The sequence below is a fragment of the Limnobacter sp. G6BE5S genome, assembly GCF_058448965.1.
Genome location: NZ_JBZFLM010000002.1, coordinates 523,791 through 547,622 on the forward strand (window position 1 = coordinate 523,791; position 23,832 = coordinate 547,622).

The window sequence follows — 23,832 nt, forward strand, 5'->3', positions numbered from 1 at the left end:
ATGTTTCAAATGTTATTAGACAGCAGCCTGAAGAACCGGCTGCTGGTACTTCTCGGCGCGCTTATTTTGACCGTGTATGGAGCCTATACGCTGACCCAAACACCGGTTGATGTATTTCCCGATCTGAACAAACCAACGGTCACCGTGATTACCGAAGCTGGTGGAATGGCATCGGAGGAGGTCGAACAGTTAATTACGTTTCCATTGGAAACAGCCTTGAATGGCCTTCCGGGTGTCGAGGTCATTCGCTCGGTATCCAGTGCCGGGCTTTCATTTATTTACGTGACTTTCAATTGGGACACTGAAATTTATCGGGCACGTCAAATGGTGTCGGAGCGGCTTTCCAGTCTGGAGGAATCCATTCCTGCTGGCGTGGCACCGGTGATGGGGCCGGTTAGTTCGATCATGGGCGAGATCATGCAAATCGCCATACCGATTGATTCGAGCAAGACCACACCCATGCAAGTGCGCGAGTATGCCGATTGGGTGCTTCGCCCCCGATTGTTATCGATTCAAGGCGTGGCACAGGTGATCCCGATTGGTGGCGAAGTACGCCAGTTTCAGGTTCAGCCAGATTTGCAGCGGATGGTTAATTTGGGTATTACCATTGAGGACCTGCAGCAGGCCTTGAGCGGTTTTGCATCCAATACATCGGGCGGATTTTTGGCGCTTAATGGCCGTGAGTACCTGATTCGAAACCTTGGAAGAACGTCCTCTTTGGAGGACCTTGGAAAGGTGGCTGTAGGTTCAAAAGACGGTGTGCCAGTGCTGCTCAAGCAAGTCGCCAAGGTGGATTTTGCGGCCGCAGTTAAACGGGGTGATGCCGGGTTTGAAGGCAAACCCGCTGTAATTTTGGGCGTACAAAAGCAGCCAAGCGCTGACACCATTGCCTTAACCAAAAGGATTGAAGAGGCCCTGGTTTCCATGGGCAGCAGCTTGCCAGAAGGAATGGAAACACCGCGTGTGACTTTCAGACAGGCCAGTTTCATTGAGGCCTCAATTTCCACCTTGCAAGGAAAGCTGATTGGCGCTTCGATATTTGTAGCTGCAGTGCTGTTTTTTTTCTTGGGTACGATTCGCCCGACCGTGATCGCACTGGTTGCCATCCCTGTGTCTATTTTCATCACCGCCTTGGTGTTTGAGTATTTTGGACTTTCCATCAACACCATGACGCTGGGTGGGTTGGCCATTGCCATTGGTGGTTTGGTCGATGATGCCGTGGTAGACGTAGAAAATATTCTTCGCCGTTTGAAGGAACAACGGGCGAAACACCCTGGTGTTGCTTTCGACCTGGTGGGCCTTGTGCGCAAGGCATCGCTTGAAGTAAGAACAGGTATTGTGTACGCCACGGTGATTATTGTGTTGGTGTTCATCCCCTTGTTCGCTTTGCCTGGCATTGAAGGCAAGTTGTTTGTGCCCTTGGGCATTGCGTTTATCGTGTCTACCCTCGCATCGCTGGTGGTTTCTGTCACGGTGACACCCGTGTTGTCGTATTACCTGTTGCCAGGCATCAAGGATCTTGATCATGGCGATACTCGCGTGTTGGCTTGGTTAAAGTCCAAGTATCAGGTTGGCTTGTCTGGAGTGCTGAATAACCCGAAAGCGGCGATTTGGGCGGGTGTGATTGCGGTAATTGTTGCAGGCGCATCAGTACCATTTTTTGCTAAAACATTCCTTCCGCCTTTCAATGAAGGCACCTTGCTGATCGGTATGAGGTTAAATCCTGGCGTCACCTTGGAAGAGTCCTCGAAATTGGCCTCTCAAGCGGAAGTGTTGCTCAAAGACATTCCAGAAATTACACACATTGGGCGGCGAAGTGGTCGTGCGGAGCTGGATGAACATGCCGAAGGTGTGCATGTGTCCGAACTGGATTTGGGGTTGATTCCTGCCGGTGACATGACTCGCCCCATGGCGGAGTTACAAGCGGAAATACGCGAACGACTCCAGAACTTGCCGGCGGCTATTGCGGTAGGGCAGCCCATTTCACATCGCATTGATCACATGCTTTCCGGTGTACGTTCGCAAATCGCGATCAAGGTATTCGGGGAAGACTTGGATACCTTGCGTGGCACCGCTGAAACTCTGCGTGCAGAGCTGTCAACAATCGATGGACTGGTTGACCTTGAAGTTGAGAAGCAGGTGCTCGCACCAGAGATCAAAGTGCGGATCAACTACGATGCCGCATCCCGGTATGGTGTGTCTTCATCGGAAGTGTTGCATTCTCTACAGGCTTTGATTGAGGGCGAGAAAATCACTCAGGTGGTTGAAGGCAACCGGCGTTTTGCCCTGGTTTTGAAACTGGCAGAAAAAGACCGCAGTTTGGAGCAACTCAAGACTTTGCTGATACCGACCCCCTTGGGTGCAGTTCCATTGTCTTTGTTGGCCAGCATTGAAGACAGTGATGGCCCCAACCAGATAAGTCGTGATGATGGCAAACGGAGAATCGTGATTTCTGCCAACGCCCAAGGCAGAGCGCTTTCCGAAGTGGTTGAAGACATTCGTACCACAGTTGCAAATACTAATTTACCGGAAGGCTATTTCATTACTCTGGGCGGCCAGTTTGAGGCTCAGGAAGAAGCCACACGCTTAGTCGGTTTTCTGTCAATCATTTCACTCGTGCTGATGTTTGCGGTGCTTTACAGCCGTTATCAGTCGGTGCGCTTGTCGGCCATCATCATGGGCAATATTCCATTGGCCATGGTAGGTGCAGTTCTTGGCTTGTGGTTATCCGGACAGCCTTTGTCAGTGGCGGCGCTAATCGGGTTTATCACCCTGGCGGGCATCTCGGTACGGAACGGCATTTTGAAGGTAAGCCACTATATCAACTTGATGCGATTCGAACACGAGCAGTTTACGCAGTCCATGATTGTGCGCGGATCGATGGAACGGTTAAGTCCCGTCTTAATGACAGCTTTGGTCACTGCATTTGCCTTGGCGCCACTTTTGTTTGAAGCAGAGCGCCCGGGTACTGAAATTTTGCATCCGGTTGCAGTTGTAATTTTTGCTGGTCTGATCAGTTCAACCTTGCTGGATACCTTTTTAACGCCAGCATTGTTTTGGGTTTTTGGGCGCAAGGATGCCGAGAGGTTAATGGAGCAATCCGATGCTCAAGCGCTGTAATTTTTTTTTAACAGAAAGGAGATGAAGATGAAATCAATCAAATTGCTGACAACAACTTTCGGCCTTGTTTTGGCCTTGAGTTCAGGTTTTGCTGTGGCACAGGAAAAAGATGAACACAAACTTGAGCCCAAACATGGTGGTGTAGTGGTTGAAGCCAACCACATCGAGTATGAATTGGTGGTGAAGCCGGAAAATGTTCAATTGCATGCAGTTGATCACGGCAAGGTGATGGACTTGAGCAAAGCCAAGGCCAAAGTGGTGTTTCTGGTGGCTGGTCAAAAAATGGAAAGAACACTGGCGGGCCAAGGGGCGCTGTTGTCGGGTGAGGGTGTTGACTTGAAGGGCTCCGCCTACACTGCAGTGGCTACAGTAGAATTCGCCAACAAGAAGAAAGCCACAGTTCGATTTAAAACAAACTGAGTTTGGGAAATGGAGCTGATCAAATTTTCCGCATTGTTTGCAGTTACGGCCGTTTCTGAAATTTTGGGCTGCTATTTGCCTTGGCTAATTTTGAAACAGGACAAGTCCCCATGGTTGTGGCTCCCAGCCATCGGATTTCTTGTTCTGTTTGCCTGGCTGTTGACTTTGCACCCTTCGGCTGCCGGCCGCACGTATGCCGCCTATGGCGGCATGTACATCACCGTGGCTTTGCTTTGGCTTTACTGGATCGAGGGTATCAATTTGACCCGGTGGGACATTGCTGGCGCAGGCCTGGCTTTGGCGGGCATGGCGGTTATCATGTTGCAACCAAGCCCGTAGCGCGAACAACTATCGCAATCAACTCGAGTGCATCCCTGACCCAATTTTTGATTATTTTTTGGAAAGACATGTGGCACAACATTCTTAATGCACAAAACCGCTGGATCATCGGTGTTTCAGTTTTTCTTATGCTGGTAGCCAATGGCAGCTTTGCAAGCCGGTTGCTGTCGGCCTATCCGCTTAGCGACGGTAACTTGTTGTTCGTCAGTTCGGTACTTTTGTTGTTTACCCTGGCCACAACTTTCATGCTGCTTTGGTTTTGCCATGGACGAGCAGCCAAATGGGTTTTGGCCTTTTATTTGCTCACCTCAAGCATGGCGGCATATTTCATGTCGGCTTATGGCACAGTGATTGATCAAACCATGCTTGAAAACACCTTGCAAACCAACGCGGCTGAAGCAGGCGACCTGTTCTCGATTTCCATGTTGCTGTACCTGCTGGGTATGGGTGTGCTGCCTGCCTGGTATGTGTTGCGCCGCATGCCCAAGAATGCAGGCTTCGTGACAGAACTACGTGCGAAAACACTATTCAGTTTGTGTTTGCTCATTGGCATGGTACTGCTGATCGTGCCATTTACTTCTCAATACGCTTCGTTTTTTCGTGAACACAAAAGCCTGCGCTTTTACGCCAACCCAACTTACCTCACTTACTCGGCCATTCGCCTGGCAAGCAGCAAAATCAAAGGCAGTGCTGGCCCCGTGGTGGTGCAAGCCGTTGCGCCAGACGTTGCATTGAATGATGAACCCCCGCAGCACCCTAGGGAACTGATCATTTTGGTGGTGGGCGAAACGGCGCGTGCCGACCGGTTTGCACTGAATGGCTACACCAAACCCACTAACCCGATGTTGAGCAAAGAGGACGTGGTGTCGTTAAGCAATGTCACATCCTGCGGCACATCCACCGCAGTGTCAGTGCCTTGCATGTTCTCCTTAGCCGGGCGCGAAGGCTTTGATGGCGAAACCGTGCATGAATTTGAAAATGTACTCGATGTGCTGAAACGCCAGGGTGCTGAAATTTTGTGGCGCGACAACAATTCCGATTCCAAGGGTGTTGCTGTTCGTTTGCCCTACGAGAATTTTCGAGACCCTGTTGTCAATCCGGTGTGCGATTCCGAATGTCGGGACACCGGTATGCTGGTTGGGCTGGAGGAACACATACGCAAACACCCCGGCAAAGATCTGCTGATTGTGCTGCACCAAATGGGCAATCATGGTCCTGCCTATTACAAGCGCTATCCGCCAGAGTTTGAACGGTTTACGCCTGTGTGCAAAACCAATGAATTGTCAAAATGTACCGACGAGGAAATCAACAACGCCTATGACAACGCAATCTTGTACACCGATTATTTTTTGGCGCAAACCATTGCATTGCTGAAAAAGTTTGATGCAAGCCATGAGACCGCCATGCTGTATGTGAGCGACCACGGTGAGTCCTTGGGTGAAAAGGGTATGTATTTGCATGGTGCGCCTTATGTTTTTTCACCCAAGGAGCAAACCCATGTGGCTTCGGTATTATGGTTCGGAAAAAACTTTGACTACCGCACGGAAGACTTGAGTCTGGTCAAAGATTATCCCTTCACGCACGACGATTTGTTTTGTTCGCTCATGTTGACTTTCGAGGTGGAAAGTGGCGTGTGCGCTCAGCGCACCGATGCTCTGAAAGCGTATTTTGAGCAGCAAGTGCGATCTGCCCAATAACCTACATTATTTTGACGAGCCAAAACAACAAGGTGACTTCAGGCACCTTGTTCAGTAAAAATTTCCCGATACCGGGTTGATTGCCGTTGTTCATGTTGTTTCCCCTTCGGTGTGTCACGGTGCATGAATAATATTCAGCAACACTTAGGGAAACATTAGTAGGGTTAAGGTCGCGCAGGTTCCGCGTTGTAGTGGTGATCCACATCCGCAAGCCCACAAGGTGTTGCTTCAAGCTGAATCGTGGTGTGATGCAAATCGAACCGAACCGCCAGCATGGCGCGAATTTGTTGAAGCAAATCAGTCCAATCCACTTCCCGGTGCTGGCATACAACATGAACTGACAAGCTAGATTTACCACTGGAAATGGACCACACATGCAAATCATGAATGCTGTCCACGCCCCAGTGGCTTGATAGTGCTTGCTTGATCTCGTCGATGTTCAAATGCTCTGGTGTGCCCTCCAGCAAAATATGTGTGCTTTGTTTTAACAGGGCCCAGGCACGTGGCAGCACCCATAGGCCAATGCCTACCGCAATCACAGAATCAATCCAGCCCCAGCCTGTCCATCGAATCAACAAAGCACCAACGATCACGCCCACTGAACCCAGCATGTCGCTCCACACTTCAAGGTAGGCACCTTTGACGTTCAAGCTGTCATCTTTTGACTGGCTTAGAAGTTTCATGGCAATCAGATTCACAAGCAGGCCCAGGGAAGCGATCATCAGCATCAAGTTGGATTGAATATCTGGTGGATTCGAAATTCGCAGGAATGCTTCAACAAGAATATAGATGGCCACTCCAAAAAGCAGAACGGCATTGAAAGCCGCCGCCAGGATTTCAAAGCGATGGTAGCCAAATGTACGTTTTTTATCCGCTGCTTTTTTACCAATCTGGATTGCCAGCAGGGAAATAGCCAATGCCGCCGAGTCGGTGAACATGTGCGCTGCATCAGAGATTAAGGCCAGGCTGTTGGTCAATATGCCCCCAACAACTTCGGCCACCATGAAACTGGCGGTCAATATCAAAGCAATCCACAATGGCTTTTCATATCCCTCAACTTTCACGTCATGTGAATGTCCTGCACCCATACAACTTACTCCCTATTTAAACCAAAGTTGAACACCAAAACCCGCAGCAATTTTCACTGTCATTGCAAAGCAAAGTAGCGTTAGCAAGGCGCTGCCTGCCAGTGACATCAGAAACCCCACCCTAGGTAACAGCCAGGGGAAGACCAAAAACATGGGCAGGGTAGGTAGTACATACCAAAATGTCAGGTAGGCGTGGTTCGCAATTTTTTCCTGTGGTGCTTTTTCAATGGCAAGCCAAATCAGCGTCAGCACAGTGACCATGGGCAACGCTGCGATCAACGCGCCCAGCTTGTCGCTGCGCTTGGCCACCTCGGAAATCAGAACCACCAGGCCTGCGGTGGTGAGGTACTTCAAAATAATCCAGCCCATGTTGGTAACCTATGTGGTGTAAGCAGGTTTTGCTTGTTGATCCGTAATTTCCATTTCCTCTTCCTTGCGGTGGGTCAACCGGTAAAGAATTGGAAGGACCAGCAAGGTAAGGGCGGTTGATGACAGAATTCCCCCGATCACCACTGTGGCAAGGGGTCGTTGGACCTCCGCACCTGTGCCAGTGGCAATCGCCATCGGAATAAAGCCAAGTGAAGCCACCAGCGCGGTCATAAGCACCGGGCGAAGCCTAGTCATAGCACCGTCATGAATGGCCCTGTCCAGGGGCATGCCTTCTTCGCGCAGGCTGCGGATAAATGAAATCATTACCAGCCCGTTCAGCACCGCCACACCAGAAAGTGCAATAAAGCCAACGCCTGCGGAGATTGACAATGGGATGTCACGCAACCACAAAGCAAGAATACCGCCAGTCAATGCAAACGGCACACCCGTGAACACAATCAAGCCATCCCGAACGTTGTTGAACATGATGAACAACAACAGGAACACCAGAAACAGTGACAGCGGAACTACAATTTGCAGTCGTTTGGAGGCCGATTGCAACTGTTCAAACGTTCCACCCCAACTGATCCAGTTGCCTGCCGGTACTTTCACCTTCTGCTGAATCTGGTTTTGCGCGTCAGCCACAAATGAACCAATATCACGGCCACGTACGTTGGCAGTCACCACTACACGGCGCTTGCCGTTTTCGCGGCTAATTTGATTGGGGCCAGGTGCAATGTCCAAGCTGGCCACATCGCCCAATTGTACGAAAAGCGGCATGTCACTTCCAGAAACATTGCCGGGCAACTGAATAGGTAGTCGGGCAATGGCTTGCAGGTCATTTCGAAGTTCCTCGGGTAATCGCACCGTGATGTCAAATCTGCGATCGCCCTGAAACAGCACGCCTGCTTCTTGCCCGCCAACGGCCATGGCAATAGTGTTTTGAACATCGGTCACATTGATACCAAACCGTGCGGTTTTTTCACGGTCAATCTGAACGGTCAGCATGGGTAGGCCCGTGGTTTGTTCTACTTTCACGTCTGCTGCGCCATCGACTTTCTCCAGCACTTCGGAAATTTCTCCAGCAACGGTATTCAGCGTGTCCAGGTCGTCACCAAATACCTTCACAGCCACATCGCTTCGCACACCCGACAACAATTCATTGAACCGCATTTGAATGGGCTGGGTGAATTCATAGTTGTTGCCTGGTATTTTCATGACAGCGGTTTGCATGGCATTAACCAAGTCAGTTTTGCTGCGGCTGGGGTCTGGCCACTCCGAAGTAGGTTTCAGCATCACGAAATTGTCCGCCACGTTTGGTGGCATCGGGTCGGTTGCAATTTCAGCCGTACCAATTTTGGCAAACACACGGTCTACCTCAGGAAACTGCTTGATCGTTTTTTCAAGTTCAGTTTGCATGCCAATGGCCTGGCTTAAGCTGGTACCGGGTATGCGCAGGGCGTGCAGGGCAATATCGCCTTCATTCAAACTTGGCACAAATTCGCTGCCCATGCGTGTTGCCAGCAAACCCGACAAAACCACCAACACCACGGCAATTGAAAGCACCACTGGTTTGTTGGCCATTGACTTGACCAGTGCAGGCTCGTATCCACGCTTGGCCCACGTCATGATACGGTTTTCTTTCTCGCTGACATTGTTGGTGATCAACAAGGCCACCGCGGCTGGAATGAAAGTGATCGACAGAATCATGGCACCCAGCAAGGCGGCCACTACTGTGAAAGCCATGGGGTGGAACATTTTTCCTTCCACGCCGGTGAGCGCGAAAATGGGCAGGTAAACCACCATGATGATGAGTTGGCCGAACAGCAAGGATCGTCGCGCTTCCTTGGAGGCCAGAAACACTTCATGAAAGCGTTCCTTGCGCGTGAGTGTTCGCCCCGCTTTGCTTTGTGCATGGGCCAGCCTGCGTACACAGTTTTCTACAATCACCACAGCGCCATCGATGATGATGCCGAAGTCCAGTGCGCCAAGACTCATCAAGTTGGCACTTACCCCGTTGTTGACCATGCCGAAAAACGTGAACAACATGGACAGAGGAATGACCATGGCCGTGATAATGGCTGCACGAATATTGCCTAGGAAAAGAAACAAGATCGCAATGACTAGAATGGCGCCTTCAATCAGATTCTTTTTTACTGTGTTGATGGCTTTGTCCACCAGCACTGTGCGGTCGTAAACGGTTTGTGCTACTACGCCATCAGGCAGGTTTCGGTTGATTTCCTCCAGCTTTTTCGACACCGCCTGAGACACCACACGGCTGTTTTCGCCGATCAGCATAAACACTGTGCCCAACACCACTTCTTTGCCGTTCTCTGTGGCGGCACCGGTTCGGAGTTCTTTGCCAATATAGACCTGCGCCACATCTTTAATTCGAATCGGCACCCCCGAACGATTCGACACAATGACGTTTTCGATGTCGGCAATATCGGTTAGTTGACCAGGTGCCCGTATCAAGTATTGTTCGCCACGCTTCTCGATGTAACCAGCACCCACGTTGCTGTTATTTTGTTCAACAGCCCGCAGCAGATCGTCTAGGGAAATACCTTGGGCAACCAGTTTGTCGGGCGAGGGTGCAATCTGGAATTGCTTGGCGTAGCCACCGATGGTGTTTATTTCAGTCACACCAGGTACATTTCTCAGTTGGGGTTTGATGATCCAGTCCTGAATTTCCCGAAGATCCGTGGGGGTGTAGGGTATGCCGTCATCTTTCACAGCCCCTTCTTTGGTTTCCACAGTCCACATGAAAATTTCACCCAAACCCGTGGAAATTGGCCCCATCGCGGGGTCGATTCCAGCGGGCAGTTGCCCTTTGGTTTGCTGAATGCGTTCATTGACCAGTTGGCGCGCGAAATAAATGTCGGTTCCTTCCTTGAAAATCACGGTGACCTGTGACAAGCCATAGCGTGAAATGGAACGGGTTTCCTGCAAGCCAGGCAAACCCGCCATGACAGTTTCTATGGGATAAGTGATGCGCTGTTCAGACTCCAATGGCGAGTAGCCAGGAGCGGAGGTGTTGATTTGAACCTGAACGTTGGTGATATCGGGTACAGCGTCGATTGGCAATTTTTGATAACTGTAAATACCCAGGGCAATCAGGCCCACGGTCCCAAGCATCACAAACCATCGTTGTTCGATGGCAAAACGGATTATTTTTTCAAACATGATTCGGTACTTCCTCTGTTCGCATGCAGTGGCAAAGGTTTGAGCAGGTTTTGGCAAACATTGAATCAATGGTCATGGCTTGCCCCTGATTTGCCGATATCCGCCTTGATTAGGAAGCTGTTGGTAGCGGCGTATTGCTCACCCGCGTCCAGGCCGCTCAACACTTCAACGGTTTTGCCATCGCTGCGGCCCAGTTCAACCGGGCGTGCCTCGAACTGTTGGCCATAGCGGCCAAACACGGCGGGTCCATCCAGAATGGTTTGAAGGGCTTCGGTTGAAATGGCCACAGGTACTTCACTTTCCTCGGCCACCAGTTCAACTTTCACTGGCAGGCCGGGGCGCCACACAGAATTGGGGTTTGGCAACACAATGCGTGCAGTGGCGGTGCGGGTTTGTTCACCCACTAGGGAACCCACATACGCCACTTTGCCGACGCTTTCCGATTCAAATGCCGTGGCCTTCACGGTGGCTTGCTGGCCCACTTTCACTGTATTCAGGTCTTTGGGGTAAATCGTCATTTCAGCCCACACGGTGGACAAATCGGCCACCGTGAAAATATTGGCGTCTTCCTTCAACGCCTGCCCCAAAGCAATGTTTTTTTCCACAACAGTGCCCGATATCGGAGATAGAATTTCATAGCGGGTCAGTTGGCTCCCAATGGCGGCGCCACCATCAATAGAAGCCAGCTTTTGTCTTGCGTTCAGCACCGCAATTTCAGCCTCTTGTTTGACATTGCGCGCTTGCAGATAATCTTGCTCGGCTGAAATTTTGTCTTCCCACAGTTTCTTTTCTCGCTCGAATGTGGTGTTGGCCAATGCCAAGCGTTTTTGCGCAGCCAGCAACTCGGTTCGCTGATCTGCCAGGGTTTGGCTGGAAATTACCGCCAGCACTTGTCCCTTTTTAACCTGATCGCCCGCGTTCACGGGGGCAGATTCCACAATGCCACTCAAGCGTGGCACCACGCGTACCGTGTTGTCGCTGTTGAACTGGATTTCGCCAATCAATTCAATGCTGCTTTTGATTTTGGCCGGGCCGGCTGTGGCCAGTTCAATGCCGCTTTGTTTCATTTGCTCGGCGCTCATGTCGATTCGGAACTCGATCTGGTCATAAGCGAAGCGGTATTGCTTGCCTTCATGTTGCGTATTCACGGCAACACGGAATGAATGGGGCTCAAACACCACGGCATCGCCGCGCAGGAAATCGTTGGCGGGTGCAAAGTTGATGGTTTGAGTTTTTCGACCCAGTCGTTCAAGTTCAATGCTTGCCTTGGTGACCTCGGGGGGCAGCAAAGTGTCGTCTTTGTAGGTGTAAATCCTGAATTCAGGCTCAACGCCGTCTTCAAATATGGTTACCTCAACACCATAGCCGTCTTGAACAAAATATTTACCCCCCTTGGGGCCTTTAACCGGTTCATTGGGGTTGGCTTGTTCAAGTTGTGCGTCTTCGGTTTGCCCAGGTTGGGAGTTGCTGGTGTTCAAGAAAACTGCGGGCAGCAGGGCACCCACTGCTACAAGCAGTGCGATGGAAATGATTTGTTTCTTACTGAAATTGCGTTTCATGATTAAGTGGTCCTACTGAATATTGGCTGGTGTTTGCCCAAGAATTCCTTGCAGTTCGGCGGCATACCGGTGGGATTGGGCGAGCGATTGCTGGCTTTGTGCAATGGCATCAAACAGGGTGCGTTGTGCGTCCAGCACTTCCAGAAAACTGAACTTGCCCATCTCGAAACCCTTGCTTGCAGCGTTGTAGGCGCTTTCTGCACTGGGCAAAATGCTGTCACGCAAGGCTAGGAATTCCTCTCGGGACGCGCTCAGGTTTTCGTATGCGGCTTGTAAATCGCGAGACAAGCGGTATTGCGTTGCCGTCAGTTCATCTTTGGCCTGGTCAGCGCGTCGCAGTGATTCAAGCAAATTGCCTTGGTTGCGGTCAAAAACAGGAATGGGGATAGAGACCCCGAAAACAGCCTGATTAAGCCCGAGCTCCTGATTTTTTCGCCCGCCGAGGCTCACCGTCACATCGGGCACGCCTTTGCTGCGTTCGACCTCGCTGATCGCCTTACGACGATCTACTTCGATTTGGGCTTTTCGATAAGTGGGTGATTGTGTCAGCCTTGCTTCCAACGTCTCGATTGTGGGTAGCTCCGGCGGCGTTTCCAGATTTCCTTCGACACTTTCAAAGTTCACCTGAGGCTCGCCCATTGCGGTGGCCAAGCGTTTTTTGGATGATTTCAGCGTGCTTTCTGCGCGTGCGTAGTCTACGCGTGCACCCGCCAGTGCAATACCCGCTTTGGTGGCCTCAACAGGCGAAACCTTGCCAGCCTCGACGCGCTTTTGCGCAGTACGCAGGGCACTTTCGGCCAGAGCGATGGAGGATTGAGCCAGCCTCACTCGTTCCTGTGCTACCAAAGTGTCGTAAAAAGCTGAGGTGACTTCGGTTTGAATTGAAGCCTGAACAATTTCAAGTTCGGCTTTGGCAAGATCTCTGCCACGTTCTGCCGCGTCAATTCGTGCAGAGCGCTTTCCACCTAGTTCAATACGCTGATTGAGTTGCAGTGTACTAGTTCGGGTTGCACTGCGCGTGTCTTCGACTGTGGCCTGCAGCTCGGGATTAGGGCGAGTTTCGGCCTGCAGCACCGTGCCATCCAATGCCAGCAGCGCATTTTGGGCCGCTGCCAATTCAGGGTTTGCAGCATAGGCCTTTTCAAGTGCAGTGTTCAACGTAAGGTTTGTTGTTCGCGGCAAGCTGGCTTGCCCAGCTGGGGAATTAAGCCCATTGCTGGTGTATTCGGGGGTGTTGTCCAGTGCCATGGCGGCACTTGGCAGCAACGCGGTCGCAGCCAGCGTTAGCAATATTTTTCGCATCGATTTCTCCGGTGTACAAAGGAAAGAATCGGCGAGACGAATTAACGCAGTCGTTTAAATGTGGGTAAAGACAGGAATCGTGTCGCCGGTATTAGGCAGACACGGGCCATTTGGGGCGTTCGGGGCGGGTTTGACAGAAAAAAGAATACTTTGAAGTGCTCAGCACCTGCTGGGGCGAACTGAAATCAATGACAACGCTGTGCGCATCGTCAGCAGAAAAGCCGACGAAGCTGGATGAATGCGAATGGTCGTGGTTTTGCGGATATTGGCTATCTTGATCGTCACCGGCATCAGCTTGGCTATCGTGGGCATGATGTTCATCTTGATGGTGACCGAAATGTGATGATTGTTGCGCAAGCTCGTCATGCGCGCAATAATCCGCGACCGCGCCCCAAGAGGCCTGGAGCGGAAGCAGAAACATTAAAACCATGAAGATTACTGAGCGATGCATAATATTAGGATGTCATTGTTTGTGTGTTGATGTCAATCGTCGTTCTTGCTTGATTGAAAAGCCAATCACCGTAACTAGATCTTCGCTTCTCGCAAATACCTCACCACCATGCAGTTTCGCAATGGCTGCCACAATAGCTAGGCCAAGCCCGTGATTGCTTCCTGTGTCACTTCGCCCCTCTTCAGCACGAAAAAAAGGTTCAAACAAACGATTCAATTTGACTGGGTGAATTGTCGGGCCTTCATTCGAAACCTTGATCCACACCCACTCTGCTTCTTGGGCAATGTCCACGGTAATAGTCGTACCGTTTTTGGCATAGCGAATGGCATTGGACAGCAAGTTGCTCACCGCTCTTTTAATCAATTCAGTTTCAACCTCCACAGTGGCATCGCCTTGAACCGTAATGCAAAGCTCTCTGTCTTCAGCCAACTGTTCAAGGTATTCAGCGACTGATACCACCAATTGACGAAGGCTGGGGATTAGTTGAAGTTGAAGTTCTCTGCCTTGGTTCGCATTGGCCAGGAAAAGCATGCTGCGAATAATTCGTGCCATCCGGTCAAGTTCGTCGAGGTGGTCCCCCACAATTTTTTGAAGTTCCTCGCCTTCGATAATTTTGCGGCGTTGAAGTAGCTCATGGCTGATGGTCAAACTCGACAAAGGAGTGTTTAGTTCATGCGCGACGTTGCCATTAAAGAGTTTCAATTGCTCGCGATTCTCGCGCAGTTGTCCCAGCAGGCGGTTAAATCCGTCGATGAATGGTCGCAATTCCTCGGGCGCTTTATCATCATCAAGCACAACATCAAGCGATCGTGGCCCCAAATTGTGAATGCGTTCTGTCAGTCGATTGATGGGGCGCAAAACCAGGCGAATCAGTCGCATGCTGATCAACACCGACACCAGAATCCACAACACAATGGACGATGCAAATATTCCTGAAATGAAGTTTAGAAAACGTTCGTCATCTACGGTGCTCACTGCCAGTTCAACTCGTTTGGCTTGCAGTTGGGGAAGTTCGGCATCAAACACTTGCGAGAATTCCCGAATAGATCCCTCTGCATTGAAGAATACCTCTGGCCCGAACATGCGATTGTCCCGGCTGTCATAAACTTGGACCTGGGTTCGGCCTTGCCCACCCAACACCTCTTCCAAGCCATGTTTCACATCTTCTGGTGAATATTCGGAAGTGGGTTTTAGTAAAAGGTGTTCAACAGCATGAAGCGCGCGGCTGGCAGTTTCCTCCTGTTGCTTGGCCTGCCAATAGTGGATGCAACAATACACAAGTACAGCGAGTAAAACCACGCCCAGTACACTGACTGAACTGGTCAACCCGATGGTGGCCCTGGAAATTGATTTCACGCTCACTCCTTGCCCTGCGTCCTGATTTCGAGAACGTACCCCATACCGCGAATGGTATGAAGCAAAGGGATTTCATAAGGATCGTCCAGCTTGATCCTCAACCTGCGAATGGCTACATCAATCACATTGGTCTCGCTGTCAAAATGCATGTCCCAAATCAGCTCAGCGATTTCTGTGCGGCTAATGACTTCTCCTTTGCGGCGGAGCAGCAGCCACAGCAATGAAAATTCTTTGGCCGTTAGCCGCAAATCCTTGCCGCCGCGTTTGGCCGTGCGGCGCACCGCATCCAACTCCAGGTCCAGCAAGGTCAATACGGTGGTTTGGCTTTCTGCTGCAACTGTTGAAGTTCGGCGCCCCAGGGCGTGAAGCCTGGCCACCAGCTCGGCAAACGCAAAGGGTTTTACCAGGTAGTCATCTGCACCGGCCTTCAGGCCGCTCACCCTGTCTTCAACCATGGCGCGGGCGGTAAGCATCAGTACCGGAATACTTTTGGATTGGCGTAACGCACTTAATACGGCCAAACCATCAATGTCGGGCAACATGCCATCAAGAATGATCACGTCGTAAAGGCCTTGGGTGGCCAAATGCAAACCGTCAATCCCGTTGCGTGCCAAATCGACAACGAAACCTTCCTCGGTCAATCCTTTCTTTAGGTAATCGGCCAGCCGCAGGTCGTCTTCGATCAAAAGCAGTTTCATCGACTTTTTTTGGTTGTTATGCAGGTGCCCAGTATAACCACCCCGAATTTGGTGAAGATTACATATTTGTAATGTACCGGGAAGGTAGCTGACAGGTGCCCCTGACTAGACTAAGGGCATGGGTCTAGAAAAACAACCCTCCAATTCGAATCAATCAGGAGATCATCATGAAAAATATTAAAATTGCCGCTGTTCTGATTACCACCTTCGCCATTACTGCACCTTCATTGGTCCTTGCAGATGCTGCCTTCCACCCCGGCAAAGGCGATGCGGTGTATGAACCCCATCTGGGATACAAAGATCCAGCGAAATCTGCGTCACACGCCAGCAAGGGATTTCGCGGCTACAGCGCAAACATTATTGGTTCTGAAGCCAGCGGTGATGGGACCACACACGGTGATTGGGGCAACTCTAGGTCTGGAAAAACCCGCCAAGAGGTGTTGCGTGAATTGCAAAGCCAAACTGTAGAAGAGCGTCGTTTGGCTAATTCGAACTAAAGGCAAGGTTTGACATCTGCGAAAGCGATGTTATTCTTTTGAACAACCACCAGACCGCACAACCATGACCAAAGTGATCAAATCACTGTTGATGTTTGTAATCGCCGCCTCTGTTATTTTTCAGGGTACGGCGTTTGCGGTCATGGTCGGATGTCATACCGGTTCCTTCAAGCAAACCTCGGATGAGTCGGATCCTTCATCACTTTCGTCCGAGCATTGCATCGAGCACATGTCAGACCAAACTGCCCACCATGCTGTTTCGGACGAACAAGAGTCCAATGAAAGGCCCTGTTGCAGTTGTGATGCCATTTACAAAGCCAAGCTCGACCTTCCAGTTGTTCAAGTTGGTTTGATCCAATCCAACCTTCTCATCTCCGTTCCTTTCTCTTCAATCCTGCCCAGTACCGACCTGGCGCTGCCTTACCGACCGCCCATCCTGGCCTAAGCCAATCCTGAATTTCGTTTAATGATTTCAATTCATTTGGTGGAGGTACGTGTATGCGTACGGTTATGCAGTTGTTGTTAGCGGGTTCAATTCTCGCAGCAAGCACAGGATTTGCAAACGCCCAGTCGGAAGGTTTGCAGATTGAATATCAATCAGCTTTTGAGAACTACTCAGCATGGAAGCCCAAAGAAGGCGACCGTGATTGGGTGGGGGCCAATCAGAATGTAGAGAAAATTGGTGGCTGGCAATATTACGCCCGTGAGCCTTACCTGAAAAATGGTGAAGACCAGCAACCCATGCAGGACGGCGGTATGGGGCATGACATGGGCAAAATGAAAAAGCCCATGAGCCCCGGCGACGCTCACCAAGGGGGGCACCGATGAGAACTTTGAAATACACAGCAATTGCTTTAGCGATTGCAGGCTTGACCGGCTGCGCCACAGTGAACATGGATCAGTCCATGGCCAACCTGAATGAAACCACTGCGTCGATGACCGAAAAGAAAGTGGTTCTTGCTCTGAACGATGAGCAGCGCAATCAGTTGCGCGCGCAAGCAGATGAGTTGTTGAAAACCCCGCTCGGATTAAATTCCACAGTGGAGCTAATGTTGGTGAACAGCCCTGAATTTCAGGCGCTGTTGGCTCGGGGTTACAGCGAGTCTGCATTGGCCGCCCAATCGGGTCGAATCCCCAATCCAATTTTCAATTTTGAACGAATTACCGTTGGAGATGAACTTGAAATTGGGCGATTGTTCAGTTTTGGCCTGTTGGATTTAATCACTCTTCCTTGGCGTCAACAGGCTGCAACTTTTCGAATTGAGCGAGCTCAACTGCAGTTGGCTGGTGATGTGATTGGGCAAGTGGCTCAAGCGCGCTCAGCTTGGGTTGATGCGGTGGTCGCCCTGCAAAAACAGCAATATGCGGAGCAAGTATTCGAGAATGCTCAAGCCAGTGCCGAATTGGCCAAACGCATGGAAGAAGTGGGTAACTTCACGATTATTCAACGTATTCGTCAGCAAATGTTTTATTCCGATGCCGCGCTTGGCTTGGCCATGGCACGTCAAGAGGCTACATCTACCCGGGAAAAGCTGGTTCGCGTACTCGGGTTGGATGCACAGCAATTTGAGGAGCTAAAACTTCCAGATCGCTTGCCAGACTTGCCCGCTACTGTGAAAAAGCCTGAAGAAGTTTCAAAACAGGCCACCTCGCGGCTGGATGTTCAAATGGCCAAGCAGGCTTACGACGCGGCGCTGAAAGTGTCTGGTGCTGAAACCGTGAGCTCCTTTGTGGACATTGAGGCTGGGATTCGCCGCGATTCTGTATTTGACAGAGACTCTGGCTCCAAAACCAACCCAAAGGGATATGAACTGGACATTCGATTGCCGCTGTTCGATTGGGGTGGCTTGCGGCGTGACGCGTTTTCTGCTGAGTTACTGGCCAAGGCCAACACGCTTGAGGCTGTCATGAGGAATGTTGATTCAAACCTGCGGGAAAGTTACACCAATTACCGCACAGCTTATGACATTGCCAAGCACTATCAAACTGAGGTGGTTCCAATGCTCGATACCTTGGCCGAGCAAAACACACTGCGTTACAACGGCATGTTGATTGGTACTTTCGAGCTACTTGCCGACAGTCGCAATCAGGTGCGTTCCATCGAGTCATCCATTGACGCATCAGCGAACTTTCTGCGAGCTCAACTGGCCTTGGATGCTGCATTGATGGGCAGTCCAAGCAATGTAAAGCTTTCCATGGGCACCCAAAGTCCAGCGGCTGAAGCCGCTGCTGGTCATTAAAAGATTTGGAGTAAGAGCAATGAATTCCAGAAGAGATTTTTTCAAGTTTGCCGGCATGGCCGGTGGCGCAGTGGCGGCAGCCAGTGTCAGCAAAGTGGCCATGGCCGCGCTGCCCGAGCCCGTCATTCAAACCTCGCCGGACACCATGGACCCTTTGACCCCAAACACAGGGCGGCCTTACAACCCGGTTGTTACCCTGAATGGCTGGACCTTGCCTTGGCGCATGAACAATGGCGTGAAGGAGTTCCACCTTGTGGCGGAACCCGTGGTGCGTGAGATGGCACCAGGTATGGTCGCTCACCTTTGGGGCTACAACGGACAAAGCCCAGGCCCCACCATTGAAGTGGTGGAAGGTGATCGCGTGCGTATTTTTGTGACGAACAAACTACCCGAGCACACCAGCGTGCACTGGCATGGCCAGCGCCTGCCCAATGGCATGGACGGTGTTGCAGGCCTGAACCAGCCGGCCATTCCTTCCGGCAAAACCTTTGTGTATGAGTTCGAGGCCAAGCGTCCCGGTACCTTCATGTACCACCCGCATGCCGATGAGATGGTGCAAATGGCCATGGGCATGATGGGTTTTTGGGTGACTCACCCCAAAAACAAACATCCCTTGATTGATAACGTGGACCGAGATTTCTGTTTTCTGCTGAATGCCTACGACATTGATCCTGGTGCGTACACACCAAAGATCATGACGATGCTCGATTTTAATTTGTGGACGTGGAACAGCCGCGTGTTTCCCGGAATTTCGCCCTTGTGTGTTCGAAAAAACGACAAGGTTCGGATACGAATTGGTAACTTGACCATGACCAATCACCCCATTCATCTGCACGGCCATGAATTCGAGGTGAGCGGCACCGACGGCGGCCCAACACCCAAAGGAAGTCGTTGGCCCGAAGTGACTACCGACATCGCCGTTGGGCAAATGCGGCAGATTGATTTTCTGGCCAATGAGGAAGGCGACTGGGCCTTTCATTGCCACAAAAGCCACCACACGATGAACGCGATGGGACACGACCTTCCCACCATGATCGGCGTGGATCACCGGGGAATAACGAAAAAAGCCCGAGGGCTCGTTCCCGAATACATGGTGATGGGTGAACGGGGTATGGCCGATATGACTGAGATGACGATGCCGATTCCAGATAACACCATCCCCATGATGACAGGCGATGGCCCGTTTGGCTCAGTGGAAATGGGCGGCATGTTCAGTATGTTGAAAGTGCGCAAAGACCAAAAGCCTGGGGATTATTCAGACCCCGGTTGGTACAAACATCCTAGCAAAACCGTGGCTTTTGAATACGAAGGCCCAGACATGCCCAAGCCCGTAACATCCGACAAGGCGGGAAAGCCCGCCATGAAATCCAGTAATCGACCTCAGGAAACAATCGAGTTGAAGGTCAGAAAACCTCAAGGCCATTCCGGCCACTAAGGAGTCAACCATGAAAAAATCATTCGCAAATCATTCCCTATCGCTGCTGCTTGGCGCTGGGCTTTTATTGCCCGTGGCCGTATTGGCGCACGGTACTCAAGAGCACAAAAAGTCAGCTTCCAATGCACAACCAGTTTTTGAGCAAACCGACTGGGGCATTGCCGGCACTCCGACCAAGATAGACCGCACTGTCAAAGTCGTAATGTCCGACAGCATGCGCTTTGAGCCATCCTCGTTGCAGTTCAAGGAAGGTGAAACTGTGAAGTTTGTTGTCAAGAATGAGGGAAAACTGATGCATGAGTTTGTTCTGGGGACAAAAGACAAGAACCTGGAGCATGCAGACTTAATGAAGAAGTTTCCAAACATGGAGCATGAAGAGCCCTATATGGCACATGTGGCTCCGGGCAAAACCACTGAGATGGTGTGGACTTTCAACCGAAGTGGCGAGTTTGAGTTTGCCTGCTTGATTGCAGGCCACTTTGATGCAGGTATGCGCGGACCACTGCGCGTAGCCAAATCCTCTGGAGCTGAAAAGTGAAGCGAATTGCTTTTGTTGGTATTGCAACTGCAATTTTGGCATTGGGTGTTTTTGCTGCCATCAAACCTGAGACTTTCTCAACTGTTGAGAAAGTCTCAGTGGCTGCAACAGAATCTGATGCCAATCAAGTTTTACCCATTCATGTACACAAAACAGCGACCTGCGGTTGCTGCGGCGAATGGATTAAACACTTGGAAAAATCGGGGTTTTCCGTGAAGTATTCGAATCACGAAGACCTAGACAGCATTAAGGCGCAGTTCGGTATCGAAAACAATTACCAATCCTGTCACACAGGAGTATCGGCGAATGGCTTTGTGTTTGAAGGCCATGTTCCAGCCAAGTACATAAGGGAATTTCTGAACGAAACACCCGAGGATTCACTTGGCCTGTCCGTTCCAGCGATGCCAGTTGGCTCTCCTGGCATGGAATATGGCAACAAATTCATGCCGTATCAGGTATTACTCCTGAAGAAGGATGGGAGCGCTTCTGTTTATGCGGAAGTAAAAACCTATCAAGATCAATTTTGAAAAAACACCCGACTTAACAAAAACTGAAAGGAAAAAAATCATGAAAACCCATTTAATCAAACTTGCTTCAATCGTTGCGCTGTCAATTTCGACTTCGGTCTTTGCCGGAGGAGATCACGGTTCCCATTCAAGTAAAGCCGGTGAGCAAAAGTCCATGGAAGGTATGCAGATGAAGCAGTCCGAGACCATGGAAATGACGCAGGGCGAGGTGAAAAAAATTGATCCGAAGACTGGTAAGGTCACCTTGAAGCATGGCGAAATCAAGAACCTTCAAATGCCACCTATGACTATGGTTTTCTCGGCCAAAGAGGCGGCGCAACTGGAAGGCCTGAATAAGGGCGACAATGTTCTCTTTGCTGTGGATCAAAACATGAACATCACCCACATCGAGAAGAAACAGTAATCAGGAGAAGCACCATTGCAAAGTAAACCTGGATTTCCCAATGGATCGGTCATTGTGGGTAAATTGGGATTGATGTTGAGTTTGCTGGGTTCCGCAATGGTGCTTTGCGCCTGTCAAACAGTCGGAAATTTTGTTCATCCGGAAAGTCACAAACCAACGGTTACAGTAAAGAAGGAACCTTGGTTTAGCGCCGAGCGTGCTACCCGCACACAGAAAATGGAGGAGGGCTTTATTTTGGTTCTCTCCGGTGGAGGGGTTCGTGGCTTTGCCCACATCGGAGTTCTTAAAGCCCTGGAGGAATTGGGGCTTGAGCCCCGAATGGTGATTGGCACCAGTGCGGGTGCTGTCGTGGCTGCGTACTGGGGCTTGGGCTATACAGCCGATCAAATGATGCAACGTGCAGAATCACTAAATAACAGTGATCTGTTTGTACCCGTGTTACCGAATCTGGGACAGCCAGTTTTAAAGGGCGAGGCTGGAGTTTTTTCGGGTCAGTTTCTTGAACGGCAATTGCGCAGGGATTTCGGCATTCAAACATTTGAAGATCTCCCGAAACCAATTGCCATAGTGGCCACAGACCTCCAAACAGGTCGTCCCGTGGTCTTTAATGCAGGTGATGTCGCCCAGGCAGTGCGGGCATCTTCAACAATTCCAGGTATCTTCACGCCACCTTCCATTAATGGCCGTCTTTACATCGATGGTCAGGCCAGTTCTCCACTGCCGATAGTTCCGGCAAAACGCTTGAGTGATCTTCCAATTTTTGCCGTAGACGTGGTGTATCCCCCCGAGCTTGCTGAGGTCTCTACGCTTACCGATTTGATGTTTCAAACCTTTTTGATATCGAGTTTTAGAATCAAAGAACTGGAGATGTTACAAGCGACAATGATCATCGCCCCTCAGTTAACCAATGTTGGTCAACTGGGTTTGAATGATCGTCATTGGGTATTTAAAACAGGTTATTTGGAAGCCAAAGAAAAACTTCGGAAAGCTGAAAAACTGCTGAAGTGATTTGTTAATTATGCACGGGTTGGCGGCGAATTAACACCAACCCTTAACCCCTTCATTAGCTTGCATCGCCTTCTGTGAGATCAACGCTTTTGATCTCACTCAGTACCTCAGCCCGTGACTTCGACGATTCGAATTCGTGTACCAACACTGTCGAATCTCCGGCCAGAGGGTTGAACTGATCTGCTTTTACCGCTTGTTGATACTCTTTTAGCACCGTTGCTTGGGTGGCCAGTTTGCCTTGGCTGATCAGTGCCACATGGTCGGTGCCATCACCGTGATCTGTAGGGCCGCTGGCCAAGGCAAAAGCTGGAACTGTTGCGGAAATAGCAAGCACTGTGGACGCGATCAATTGACGTGTTTTCATGGTAATTCTCCTTGAGTGAATCAGTTTGGGTTTCGCCTTGGCTTTCAATCAAGCGTTGGCATGACTCACACTTTACGCAGGGACGAATGACCAGATCCTCTCAATTGAATTACAAATTTGTAATGAAAATAGGCCGTGAGTTTGCTTGTTGATGTAATTGGCAATGTGCTACATTTAATGCAGTCTATACCTGTTCGGGTTTCATTCGACCCGCATAGTCGGCAATGGCTTTTGCTGCCGTCGGTTCTCCCGACGCTGCTGCCAGACTCATCCACTTGTAGGCCTGAACTTGGTCGCGCGCGACCTCACCGCCCCCCTTTACAAACAGCTGAGCCAGCCTGACTTGCGCCTGAGTATGCCCTTGCTCGGCAGAGAGGCGATACCACTTGAACGCTTGTGCATCGTTGGCAGGAGCCGCACGCCCATTCTTATACATACCGTCGACTTCGCTTCCGTAGAGGCGCCCCAGGTTGAACTGCGCATCAGCTTCACCCTGCTCGGCCGCCCTGTGGAACCACTTGATGGACGCCGCGTGGTCTTGCTTCACGCCCATGCCGCATTTGTAGGCGAGACCCATGATGTTCTGCGCCATGGCATCGCCAGCCTTGGCTTTCTTTTCCCAGTCATCGACGGTCTCCGGCGACAATGTCTCGATCGCTGTTCCCAGCTTTGAAAAGTCATAAGCCGCCAGCGCATTGTTTGACAAGCCAAATGCTGCAGTACTCGCCAGCAGGATTGTTAAGGAAGCACGTGCGCAACGTGCTGTCAGTCTGATGTCGCAAAACATAAAAGCTCCTCTGTCGCTGTTTTCGTGTCTCTGGTTTAGCCGGCACAGCACGATAGCTGTGTCACATCTTTCGAGAAAGTCTGCGCCACCAGTTTGAGACCCTCAACCATGGTGAGGTAGGGGAAAAGTTGGTTGGCGAGATCTTGGACGGTCATGCGGGCACGGATCGCAATTGCGGCAGTCTGGATGATCTCGCCTGCTTCCGGTGTCACAGCCTGAACCCCAAGAATGCGTCCAGATCCAACTTCAGCGACAAGCTTGATAAACCCGCGCGTGTCGAAGTTGGCGAGTGCGCGCGGCACGTTGTCGAGCGTGAGGGTACGACTGTCGGTTTGCAGGCCGATGCGCTGCGCCAGGATCGTGAATTCGCAGATCGGACGAGCGTGGTGTAGGGACATAGAGTCAAGGTCGGTGTAGTTCTCGGTGGGCGCTGGTTCACAAACTGTCGGGG

The 23,832-nt window shown here is 50.8% G+C and carries 24 protein-coding genes; 13 read left to right on the forward strand and 11 right to left on the reverse strand.

What is annotated here, in order from left to right; translation table 11 throughout:
- The 4 genes from ACVL1J_RS05600 to ACVL1J_RS05615 all read left to right on the forward strand — a co-directional run bounded on the left by ACVL1J_RS05600 (position 1) and on the right by ACVL1J_RS05615 (position 5,576).
- Positions 1-3,120, forward strand: coding sequence for an efflux RND transporter permease subunit (locus ACVL1J_RS05600; RefSeq protein WP_421831696.1), 3,120 nt, complete (start codon positions 1-3; stop codon positions 3,118-3,120).
- 27 nt (positions 3,121-3,147) lie between these two features.
- Complete coding sequence (locus ACVL1J_RS05605) at positions 3,148-3,540, forward strand: hypothetical protein (RefSeq protein WP_341238046.1); 393 nt, start codon at positions 3,148-3,150, stop codon at positions 3,538-3,540.
- A 9-nt stretch (positions 3,541-3,549) separates the two neighbouring features.
- On the forward strand, positions 3,550-3,879 hold the full coding sequence (locus ACVL1J_RS05610) for a YnfA family protein (RefSeq protein WP_341238047.1): 330 nt from the start codon (positions 3,550-3,552) through the stop codon (positions 3,877-3,879).
- 68 nt (positions 3,880-3,947) lie between these two features.
- Complete coding sequence (locus ACVL1J_RS05615; protein WP_341238048.1) at positions 3,948-5,576, forward strand: phosphoethanolamine transferase; 1,629 nt, start codon at positions 3,948-3,950, stop codon at positions 5,574-5,576.
- Between the two features lie 164 nt (positions 5,577-5,740).
- Here the strand turns inward: ACVL1J_RS05615 and ACVL1J_RS05620 are convergent, their stop codons facing one another.
- The 8 genes from ACVL1J_RS05620 to ACVL1J_RS05655 all read right to left on the reverse strand — a co-directional run bounded on the left by ACVL1J_RS05620 (position 5,741) and on the right by ACVL1J_RS05655 (position 15,582).
- Entirely contained in the window at positions 5,741-6,664 is a 924-nt protein-coding gene (locus tag ACVL1J_RS05620; RefSeq protein ID WP_341238049.1) for a cation diffusion facilitator family transporter, read from the reverse strand.
- Between the two features lie 12 nt (positions 6,665-6,676).
- Positions 6,677-7,033 carry a DUF3147 family protein gene (locus tag ACVL1J_RS05625; RefSeq protein WP_008249246.1) on the reverse strand — a complete coding sequence of 119 codons (357 nt, stop codon included), beginning with the start codon at positions 7,031-7,033 and terminating at the stop codon, positions 6,677-6,679.
- 9 nt (positions 7,034-7,042) lie between these two features.
- Complete coding sequence (locus ACVL1J_RS05630; RefSeq protein ID WP_341238050.1) at positions 7,043-10,216, reverse strand: efflux RND transporter permease subunit; 3,174 nt, start codon at positions 10,214-10,216, stop codon at positions 7,043-7,045.
- Between the two features lie 65 nt (positions 10,217-10,281).
- Entirely contained in the window at positions 10,282-11,775 is a 1,494-nt protein-coding gene (locus tag ACVL1J_RS05635; RefSeq protein WP_341238051.1) for an efflux RND transporter periplasmic adaptor subunit, read from the reverse strand.
- A 12-nt stretch (positions 11,776-11,787) separates the two neighbouring features.
- A complete protein-coding gene (locus ACVL1J_RS05640) occupies positions 11,788-13,077 on the reverse strand; it encodes a TolC family protein (RefSeq protein ID WP_341238052.1) in 1,290 nt (429 codons plus the stop codon).
- A 91-nt stretch (positions 13,078-13,168) separates the two neighbouring features.
- On the reverse strand, positions 13,169-13,528 hold the full coding sequence (locus ACVL1J_RS05645) for a hypothetical protein (protein WP_341238053.1): 360 nt from the start codon (positions 13,526-13,528) through the stop codon (positions 13,169-13,171).
- A gap of 12 nt (positions 13,529-13,540) precedes the next feature.
- Positions 13,541-14,884: an ATP-binding protein gene (locus tag ACVL1J_RS05650; RefSeq protein ID WP_491665171.1), complete on the reverse strand. Its 1,344-nt coding sequence runs from the start codon at positions 14,882-14,884 to the stop codon at positions 13,541-13,543.
- 2 nt (positions 14,885-14,886) lie between these two features.
- Positions 14,887-15,582: a heavy metal response regulator transcription factor gene (locus tag ACVL1J_RS05655; protein ID WP_491665172.1), complete on the reverse strand. Its 696-nt coding sequence runs from the start codon at positions 15,580-15,582 to the stop codon at positions 14,887-14,889.
- Between the two features lie 167 nt (positions 15,583-15,749).
- Here ACVL1J_RS05655 and ACVL1J_RS05660 point away from each other — a divergent pair, with 167 nt between their 5' ends.
- The 9 genes from ACVL1J_RS05660 (at position 15,750) to ACVL1J_RS05700 (ending at position 22,230) form a co-directional block, all read left to right on the forward strand.
- Positions 15,750-16,079, forward strand: a complete 330-nt coding sequence (locus ACVL1J_RS05660; RefSeq protein ID WP_159572550.1) for a hypothetical protein — start codon at positions 15,750-15,752, stop codon at positions 16,077-16,079.
- Positions 16,080-16,143: 64 nt separating this feature from the next.
- Positions 16,144-16,524, forward strand: coding sequence for a hypothetical protein (locus ACVL1J_RS05665; protein ID WP_171099034.1), 381 nt, complete (start codon positions 16,144-16,146; stop codon positions 16,522-16,524).
- A gap of 53 nt (positions 16,525-16,577) precedes the next feature.
- Positions 16,578-16,907, forward strand: coding sequence for a hypothetical protein (locus tag ACVL1J_RS05670; protein WP_491665173.1), 330 nt, complete (start codon positions 16,578-16,580; stop codon positions 16,905-16,907).
- A complete protein-coding gene (locus ACVL1J_RS05675) occupies positions 16,904-18,319 on the forward strand; it encodes a TolC family protein (RefSeq protein ID WP_491665174.1) in 1,416 nt (471 codons plus the stop codon). Before ACVL1J_RS05670 ends, ACVL1J_RS05675 begins: the two co-directional genes overlap by 4 nt.
- Positions 18,320-18,338: 19 nt before the next feature.
- Positions 18,339-19,754 (forward strand): multicopper oxidase family protein, encoded by a 1,416-nt coding sequence (locus ACVL1J_RS05680; RefSeq protein WP_040512439.1) that lies wholly within the window; start codon positions 18,339-18,341, stop codon positions 19,752-19,754.
- A 10-nt stretch (positions 19,755-19,764) separates the two neighbouring features.
- Positions 19,765-20,292: a cupredoxin domain-containing protein gene (locus ACVL1J_RS05685; RefSeq protein ID WP_171099028.1), complete on the forward strand. Its 528-nt coding sequence runs from the start codon at positions 19,765-19,767 to the stop codon at positions 20,290-20,292.
- Complete coding sequence (locus ACVL1J_RS05690; protein WP_008249212.1) at positions 20,289-20,819, forward strand: DUF411 domain-containing protein; 531 nt, start codon at positions 20,289-20,291, stop codon at positions 20,817-20,819. Before ACVL1J_RS05685 ends, ACVL1J_RS05690 begins: the two co-directional genes overlap by 4 nt.
- A gap of 40 nt (positions 20,820-20,859) precedes the next feature.
- Positions 20,860-21,222, forward strand: a complete 363-nt coding sequence (locus ACVL1J_RS05695) for a copper-binding protein (protein WP_008249211.1) — start codon at positions 20,860-20,862, stop codon at positions 21,220-21,222.
- A 15-nt stretch (positions 21,223-21,237) separates the two neighbouring features.
- Entirely contained in the window at positions 21,238-22,230 is a 993-nt protein-coding gene (locus tag ACVL1J_RS05700) for a patatin-like phospholipase family protein (protein ID WP_491665175.1), read from the forward strand.
- Positions 22,231-22,285: 55 nt separating this feature from the next.
- On the opposite strand, the gene ACVL1J_RS05705 is transcribed toward ACVL1J_RS05700, so the two are convergent.
- From ACVL1J_RS05705 to ACVL1J_RS05715, 3 genes are all read right to left on the reverse strand, one after another.
- Positions 22,286-22,594, reverse strand: coding sequence for a hypothetical protein (locus ACVL1J_RS05705; RefSeq protein WP_491665176.1), 309 nt, complete (start codon positions 22,592-22,594; stop codon positions 22,286-22,288).
- A gap of 184 nt (positions 22,595-22,778) precedes the next feature.
- The gene (merG, locus tag ACVL1J_RS05710; RefSeq protein WP_291745969.1) at positions 22,779-23,381 is read right to left on the reverse strand and encodes a phenylmercury resistance protein MerG; all 603 of its coding nucleotides are present in this window, start codon (positions 23,379-23,381) and stop codon (positions 22,779-22,781) included.
- 35 nt (positions 23,382-23,416) lie between these two features.
- Positions 23,417-23,832, reverse strand: a 416-nt coding sequence (locus ACVL1J_RS05715; RefSeq protein WP_491665177.1) for an oxidoreductase dimerization domain-containing protein, incomplete at its 5' end; no start/stop codon positions are given.

Bases quoted from the DNA above. Each gene is read 5' to 3' on its own strand.
- ACVL1J_RS05600 (WP_421831696.1), top strand. From the start codon at position 1: ATGTTTCAAATGTTATTAGACAGCAGCCTGAAGAACCGGCTGCTGGTA.
- ACVL1J_RS05605 (WP_341238046.1), top strand. From the start codon at position 3,148: ATGAAATCAATCAAATTGCTGACAACAACTTTCGGCCTTGTTTTGGCC.
- ACVL1J_RS05610 (WP_341238047.1), top strand. From the start codon at position 3,550: ATGGAGCTGATCAAATTTTCCGCATTGTTTGCAGTTACGGCCGTTTCT.
- ACVL1J_RS05615 (WP_341238048.1), top strand. From the start codon at position 3,948: ATGTGGCACAACATTCTTAATGCACAAAACCGCTGGATCATCGGTGTT.
- ACVL1J_RS05620 (WP_341238049.1), bottom strand. From the start codon at position 6,664: ATGGGTGCAGGACATTCACATGACGTGAAAGTTGAGGGATATGAAAAG.
- ACVL1J_RS05625 (WP_008249246.1), bottom strand. From the start codon at position 7,033: ATGGGCTGGATTATTTTGAAGTACCTCACCACCGCAGGCCTGGTGGTT.
- ACVL1J_RS05630 (WP_341238050.1), bottom strand. From the start codon at position 10,216: ATGTTTGAAAAAATAATCCGTTTTGCCATCGAACAACGATGGTTTGTG.
- ACVL1J_RS05635 (WP_341238051.1), bottom strand. From the start codon at position 11,775: ATGAAACGCAATTTCAGTAAGAAACAAATCATTTCCATCGCACTGCTT.
- ACVL1J_RS05640 (WP_341238052.1), bottom strand. From the start codon at position 13,077: ATGCGAAAAATATTGCTAACGCTGGCTGCGACCGCGTTGCTGCCAAGT.
- ACVL1J_RS05645 (WP_341238053.1), bottom strand. From the start codon at position 13,528: ATGCATCGCTCAGTAATCTTCATGGTTTTAATGTTTCTGCTTCCGCTC.
- ACVL1J_RS05655 (WP_491665172.1), bottom strand. From the start codon at position 15,582: ATGAAACTGCTTTTGATCGAAGACGACCTGCGGCTGGCCGATTACCTA.
- ACVL1J_RS05660 (WP_159572550.1), top strand. From the start codon at position 15,750: ATGAAAAATATTAAAATTGCCGCTGTTCTGATTACCACCTTCGCCATT.
- ACVL1J_RS05665 (WP_171099034.1), top strand. From the start codon at position 16,144: ATGACCAAAGTGATCAAATCACTGTTGATGTTTGTAATCGCCGCCTCT.
- ACVL1J_RS05670 (WP_491665173.1), top strand. From the start codon at position 16,578: ATGCGTACGGTTATGCAGTTGTTGTTAGCGGGTTCAATTCTCGCAGCA.
- ACVL1J_RS05675 (WP_491665174.1), top strand. From the start codon at position 16,904: ATGAGAACTTTGAAATACACAGCAATTGCTTTAGCGATTGCAGGCTTG.
- ACVL1J_RS05680 (WP_040512439.1), top strand. From the start codon at position 18,339: ATGAATTCCAGAAGAGATTTTTTCAAGTTTGCCGGCATGGCCGGTGGC.
- ACVL1J_RS05685 (WP_171099028.1), top strand. From the start codon at position 19,765: ATGAAAAAATCATTCGCAAATCATTCCCTATCGCTGCTGCTTGGCGCT.
- ACVL1J_RS05695 (WP_008249211.1), top strand. From the start codon at position 20,860: ATGAAAACCCATTTAATCAAACTTGCTTCAATCGTTGCGCTGTCAATT.
- ACVL1J_RS05705 (WP_491665176.1), bottom strand. From the start codon at position 22,594: ATGAAAACACGTCAATTGATCGCGTCCACAGTGCTTGCTATTTCCGCA.
- merG (WP_291745969.1), bottom strand. From the start codon at position 23,381: ATGTTTTGCGACATCAGACTGACAGCACGTTGCGCACGTGCTTCCTTA.